Genomic DNA, 5,375 nt, shown 5'->3' with positions numbered 1-5,375 from the left:
GGTGCAGATTGTGGTGGGAACCCCAGGGCGAGTTATTGATTTAATTGAGCGCAAAAAACTGAAATTGGAAACCATCCAATGGGTGGTGCTCGATGAAGCGGACGAAATGCTGAGCATGGGCTTCATTGACGATGTGAAAACTATCCTGCGTAAAACTCCTCCTACCCGTCAGACGGCTTGTTTTTCCGCCACCATGCCCCGGGAAATTAAAGAGTTGGTCAACCAATTTTTGAATGATCCCTCCCTAGTGACCGTCAAACAGACCCAATCCACCCCCACCCGCATTGAGCAACAGCTTTACCACGTGCCCCGGGGTTGGTCTAAGGCCAAAGCGTTGCAACCGATTTTGGAAATGGAAGATCCGGAATCCGCCATTATCTTTGTGCGCACCAAACAGACCGCCGCTGACCTGACCAGTCGTTTGCAAGAAGCGGGCCATAGCGTGGATGAGTACCACGGTAACCTGAGCCAGTCCCAACGGGAGCGCTTGGTGCATCGTTTCCGGGATGGCAAAATTAAGCTGGTGGTGGCCACGGACATCGCGGCCCGGGGCTTAGATGTGAACAACCTCAGCCATGTGGTTAACTTTGATTTGCCCGATAATGCTGAAACCTATATTCACCGCATTGGCCGCACCGGTCGGGCTGGTAAAACCGGCAAGGCGATCGCCCTAGTGGAACCCATTGACCGTCGTTTACTGCGCTCCATCGAAAACCGTCTCAAACAACAGATCGAGGTTTGTGCGATCCCCAACCGTTCCCAGGTGGAAGCCAAACGCATTGAAAAACTCCAAGAACAACTCAAGGAAGCCCTTGCCGGTGAACGGATGGCCTCGTTCTTACCCCTGGTGCGGGAACTGAGCGATGAGTATGATGCCCAGGCGATCGCCGCTGCGGCTCTGCAAATGATTTATGACCAGAGTTGTCCCCATTGGATGAAAACCGATTGGGAAGTACCTGAAGTCGACTTCAACAAGCCCGTTCTGCGTCGTAACCGTGGTGGTGGCGGTGGTCAAAATAAAGGTGGTGGTGGCTACCAAGGTAAACCGGGTAAACCCCGTCGCTCCAGTGGTGGCCGTCGCCCTGCCTACAGCGATCGCCAACAGTAAACAGTGGTCAGATCGGCTGGTTGAAAAAAACGAAGCTGGGTTAATGACTCGCTAAAAAAATCACTCCTCCAGAATGTGAATCCTGGGGGAGTTTTACTGTGACCAATGATTGACTCCCAGGGGAGAAATTGACTAACCCATGGCTAGGGATAAAAAGCGAGTTGGGGTAAGCCCAAGGATTCTTCCCAACCCATCATTAGGTTTAGGCATTGCACCGCCTGCCCTGCCTGGCCTTTGACCAAATTATCAATGGCGGAAAGAACAATGACCCGCCCAGTGCGGGGATCCACTTCAATGCCGATGTAGCAAAGGTTAGTGCCCCAGGCCCATTTGGTTTGGGGGTAAACCCCGTGGGGCAGAATTTTCACAAAGGGGGAAGCCCTATAAAAAGCACTGTAAATAGTGATCAGATCATCCCGCACTAACCCCGGATCCCTTAGGGTGGCATAAACGGTGGCTAAAATACCCCGCACCATGGGGATCAAGTGGGGGGTGAACTGGACTTGCAACTCCGTACCAGCTAAATCACTGGCAATCTGCTCAATTTCAGGGGTGTGGCGGTGTTTAGCCACCCCATAGGCTCCCAAGGATCCTTCTGCTTCGGCTAGGAGCATGTTAACTTTGGCTTCCCTTCCTCCCCCAGAAGTGCCGGATTTGGCGTCAATGATGGCGGTTTCAGGCACAATGAAACCCTGTTTGAGCAACGGGGAAAGGGCCAGCAAACTAGCGGTGGGGTAACATCCGGGGCAACCAATTAGTTGGGCATCCTTAATGGCATCCCGATACAATTCCGGCAGGCCGTAAACAGCTTGGTTATTGGTGGTTTGATCCTGGCGATCTTTTTTGTACCATTCCGTGTAGGTGTTGAGGTTACGGAAACGGTAGTCCGCCGACAGGTCTAAAACTTTACAACCTTTGGCCAATAATGCCGGGGCCATGTCACAGGCCAAACCGTTGGGCAAACCAAGGAATACCGCATCACAACGGTCGGCGATCGCCTCTAGGTCAATGGGTTCAATGGTGAGATTTACCCGGTGGGTTAAATGGGGATAAAGGTCACTGTAGGGCTTCCCTGCGCTACTGTGCCCCGCTAGGTAGGTTAATTCCACCTGGGGATGTTCTAAAAGTAAACGTACTAACTGAATGCCGCCATAGCCCGATGCGCCAATGATACCGACTCTAGTTTTTTCATTCCCCATGGTTCTCAAGTCTCAAATAATGCCAATAGATTGGTGAAATTGGTGTGTTGGCTGAATTCTAATATCAAAATTGCCCAATGGCGAACTTGATCCCTGGTTTTGCCAAGATTTTTTCTGGGATCTCCCTGCCTGGATAAATTGCTGGACTCCCCTGGGGAACGGTCAACTTTGCGTACAATGGCTAGACGGGGGTTAAGCCCCACCATTAAAGGGTTTAACTCTGTCCTACTTTGCGTCTTTTCTCCCATGGGTTACATCGCCGTCGTTGATTATGATATGGGCAATCTCCACTCCGTCTGTAAGGGTTTGGAGAAAGTGGGGGGCAATCCCCTCGTCACGAACCAGGCCCACGTTATTGATGCTGCCACGGCCATTGTTCTGCCGGGGGTAGGTTCCTTTGATCCGGCGGTGCAACATTTACGGGAAAGGGGCTTGGAAGATGTGCTCAAAAAGGCGATCGCCAAGGGGACTCCTTTTTTGGGGATTTGTTTAGGTTCCCAACTGCTATTTGACAGTTCCGAAGAGGGCCAGGAAAAAGGGCTCGGCATTATCCCTGGACAAGTCAAACATTTCCGTTCTGAGCCGGGACTAACTATTCCCCACATGGGCTGGAATGGGCTGGAATTAAATCAACCGGATTTATGCCTCTGGCAAGCTTTGCCCCCGGACCCCCAGGTGTATTTTGTCCACTCCTACTACATGGCTCCCCTTGATCCCCAGGTAGTTGCCGCTAGCACCACCCACGGCAGTCAGACCATCGCGGCGGCGATCGCCAAAGATAATGTGATGGCAGTGCAATTCCACCCGGAAAAGTCCTCTACCCTGGGACTAAAAATTTTGGCTAACTTCGTTCAGAAGGTGCTCTGAGCAATATTTGGCCTTACCAAGTCTCGTGGTTGGTCACAGTTGCCTGTAATTTTTCCAACACCTCCGTTACAGGAATTTCTCCCAATTCCCCCGAAGCCCTGGTGCGGATATTGAGGACATTGGCCTCGACTTCCTTCGCTCCCACCACCGCCATAACTGGGATTTTTTGCTTTTCCGCATTGCGAATCATTTTCCCTAGGCGATCGCCACTGGTATCCACTTCGGCCCGCAAACCAAGGGCTTGCATTTGTTTGACCACTGACTGGGCAAAGGGTAAAAACTCATCACTCACCGCCAGCAAACGCACCTGAATAGGGGCTAACCAGAGGGGAAAATCCCCTGCATACTCTTCAATCAAAATGCCAATTAACCTTTCTAGGGAACCAAAGGGAGCGCGGTGAATCATCACAGGTCGTTGACGGGAACCATCGGCGGCAATGTATTCCAAATCAAACCGCTCCGGCAAGTTGTAATCTACCTGCACGGTGCCCAGTTGCCATTCCCGTTCCAGGGCATCTCGGAAAATGAAATCCAGTTTAGGACCGTAGAAAGCCGCTTCCCCTGGAGCTTCAAAGTAATCCATCTCCAATTCCTGCACTGCCCGACGGATGGCCCCCTGGGCTTTGTCCCATGCATCATCGGAGCCAATGTATTTATCGGACTCTGGATCCCGGAAAGAGAGGCGGGCTTTAAAATTCTTCAGTTGCAAACTCTTGAACACGGTCAGAATCAAATCGACCACGCTCAAAAATTCCGCATCCAACTGATCCGGGGTGACAAATAAATGGGAATCATCCACCGTAAAACCCCGCACCCTGGTTAATCCCCCCAGTTCCCCCGATTGCTCGTAGCGATAGACGGTGCCGAATTCCGCTAACCGTAGGGGCAAATCCCGATAGGAGCGCAGTTCACTCTTGTAAATTTGGATATGGAAAGGACAGTTCATCGGTTTGAGCACAAAGCCAATTTCCTGGGCTGCTTCCTCCGCTGATTCCGCCATCATGGGGAACATATCTTCATGGTATTTTTGCCAGTGCCCCGATTGTTTGAACAAGTCTACCCGGGCAATGTGGGGGGTAACTACGGACAAATAACCCCGCTTAACTTGTTCCTGTTTGAGAAAATCCTCCAAAATGGTGCGAATAATTGTGCCTTTGGGAGTCCAGAGGGGTAAACCGGGGCCTACGGGGTCGGAAAAGATAAATAGTCCTAATTCTTTACCAAGTTTACGGTGGTCCCTTTTGAGGGCTTCTTCCTTGCGCCGTTGATATTCTGCCAACTGTTCTGGGGTTTCCCAAGCAGTGCCATAAATTCTTTGCAGTTGGGCTTTATTGGCATCTCCCCGCCAGTAAGCTCCCGCCACACTTTCGAGGGCGATCGCCTTGGGGTTAATCTCCGCAGTATTTTCTAAATGGGGCCCGGCACAGAGGTCCCACCATTGATCCCCCAGATGGTAAAGGGTGATGGGCTCATGGATACTGGCAAGGATTTCCAATTTGTAGGGTTCTTGGATCGCCTCAATCCTTTGTTTGGCCTCCTCTCGACTGAGTTCTTCCCGCATCACCGGCAATTTTTTATTAATTATCTTCACCATCTCCTTCTTGATTGCCTTCAAATCCGCCTCGGTGAAGGGTTCTTCCACATCAAAATCGTAGTAAAAGCCCGTCTCTGTCCAGGGGCCAATGGTTACCTGGGCTTTAGGAAAGAGTTTCTGTACCGCCATGGCCATGATGTGGGAGGTGGTGTGGCGGATTTTTTTGAGATTTTCCGACTCACTGGTGCGGGGTAAGGCGATGGTATCGGGGGAAACGGGGGGTTTGGCCATGGATGATGTTTACAAAAAATGTTCAAACGAAGGAATTTAGCCCCCTCCCATGATACTTGATCTGCTCCCGCCCCCCATCGTTCTGGGCATTGCGGCTCGATTAGGGGGAGGATGTCGCCCATGGGAAAAGGTTATAATCCAAGGCGTTTGTTTTCCTTCATGCCTGGTTTTGCCGTGTCCTACGCCATTGATTTTGGTACAACCAATACCGTCATTGCCCGCTGGAATGAAGTAACCCGTCAAGGAGAGTTAATTGACTTGCCCTCCCTGAGTCGTCCCCTAGGGGATAGTGGCCCCTTGCTTCCCAGTTTGCTCTATGTGGAAAATGCGGCCCTCGGCCAGGTGGCGATCGCCAGGGAAGTGATGGATCAAGGCC

At 51.5% G+C, this 5,375-nt stretch carries 4 protein-coding genes and 1 pseudogene; 3 read left to right on the top strand and 2 right to left on the bottom strand.

Annotated elements, in window-relative coordinates; genetic code table 11:
- Positions 1 to 1,108 (top strand): DEAD/DEAH box helicase (locus IQ219_RS16445; protein ID WP_194073319.1); only part of this gene is annotated, 1,108 nt, incomplete at its 5' end.
- Positions 1,109 to 1,251: 143 nt separating this feature from the next.
- Here IQ219_RS16445 and argC read toward each other — a convergent pair.
- On the bottom strand, positions 1,252 to 2,307 hold the full coding sequence (gene argC, locus IQ219_RS16440) for an N-acetyl-gamma-glutamyl-phosphate reductase (RefSeq protein ID WP_194073318.1): 1,056 nt from the start codon (positions 2,305 to 2,307) through the stop codon (positions 1,252 to 1,254).
- Positions 2,308 to 2,553: 246 nt separating this feature from the next.
- On the opposite strand from argC, the gene hisH reads away from it, so the two are divergent.
- On the top strand, positions 2,554 to 3,174 hold the full coding sequence (hisH, locus tag IQ219_RS16435) for an imidazole glycerol phosphate synthase subunit HisH (protein WP_194073320.1): 621 nt from the start codon (positions 2,554 to 2,556) through the stop codon (positions 3,172 to 3,174).
- Positions 3,175 to 3,187: 13 nt separating this feature from the next.
- On the opposite strand, the gene thrS is transcribed toward hisH, so the two are convergent.
- Positions 3,188 to 4,999, bottom strand: a complete 1,812-nt coding sequence (gene thrS, locus IQ219_RS16430) for a threonine--tRNA ligase (RefSeq protein WP_194073317.1) — start codon at positions 4,997 to 4,999, stop codon at positions 3,188 to 3,190.
- A gap of 120 nt (positions 5,000 to 5,119) precedes the next feature.
- On the opposite strand from thrS, the pseudogene IQ219_RS16425 reads away from it, so the two are divergent.
- Positions 5,120 to 5,375 (top strand): annotated as a pseudogene (locus IQ219_RS16425) (hypothetical protein); the annotation flags it as partial.

It is taken from the genome of Synechocystis sp. LEGE 06083, assembly GCF_015207725.1.
Classification (GTDB): Bacteria; Cyanobacteriota; Cyanobacteriia; order Cyanobacteriales; family Microcystaceae; genus Synechocystis; species Synechocystis salina.
This window is presented reverse-complemented; position numbering and strand designations above follow the sequence as displayed.